Here is a 928-nt window from a genome sequence, read left to right as displayed (position 1 = left end):
GTTTTTTCAATTGCCGCAGTATCCATAACTAAAAGCCTGGGCGAGCAGATGGCCAATATGCCGATATTGGAAGAGCGCACTATGGCGCAATGGGTTGCCCATAATCAAATGGTAGAAGCGCGTTTTGTTTTTTTACTAGCAGAAGACGGCATACGAGATTTCTGCCTGTCTCGTGGGCTCGGCCATAAGATGCAAAGTGGCGGCGGTGTTGTGGCCCAGATCATGGATGGGGTACTGCTCGAGAATGTTGAGGATCTCTATGATATGGATGCCACCCGATGATGGCGGCGGCATGGAAACCACCTCATAGCCTCGATAGTGTCCGCGCACCGGCTGGCGCTCTATGGCCTGATAGTTGTTGAGATCCTCAAGGGTCATGATGCCGCCGGCAGCCTGAATGGCACTCACCAGTTTCTCGGCGGTTTCCCCTTGGTAAAATCCTTTGCTGCCCTGTTTGGCAATCAGCTCCAGCGAGTGAGCCAACTCAGGCTGCTTGATGATATCGCCCGGTACAAAGCTGCTGCCATCTGCCTTGTAGAAGATGGCGGCAGAGCTTGGCCATTGGGAGATGCGGCGCTTAACCCCATCGAGGGAGTTGGCCAGATCTGAAGTAACGCTGATCCCATCCCGCGCCAGTTTGATCGCCGGGGCTATCACTTGCTCCCGTTTCATGGTGCCATACTTGGACAGGGCCAGCTCCATGCCCATCACAGTGCCGGGAACGCCTACCGCCAGGCCGTGCTCGCGGCTGAGTTTATTGACCGCATTGCCCTTGTCATCGAGGAAGATATCCCTGTGGGCCTTGGAAGGCGCCATCTCCCGATAGTCTATGGCTATGGTCTTGTTTTCCTTCGCCAGGTGTACCAGCATGAACCCGCCGCCACCTATATTGCCGGCCCGGGGCAAAGTTACTGCCAGGGCATAACCC

1 pseudogene is annotated in these 928 nt (G+C 55.5%); it reads left to right on the top strand.

Annotated features, from left to right (window positions below):
* Positions 1–123: pseudogene (locus tag K5R16_RS21955) on the top strand (type II secretion system protein); the annotation flags it as partial.
* Positions 124–928: the final 805 nt, after the last annotated feature.

It is taken from the genome of Shewanella sp. c952 (genome assembly GCF_019654975.1).
Classification (GTDB): domain Bacteria; phylum Pseudomonadota; class Gammaproteobacteria; order Enterobacterales; family Shewanellaceae; genus Shewanella.
Note: the sequence above shows the minus strand (reverse complement) of the source record. Positions and strands in the feature narration are given on the sequence as shown.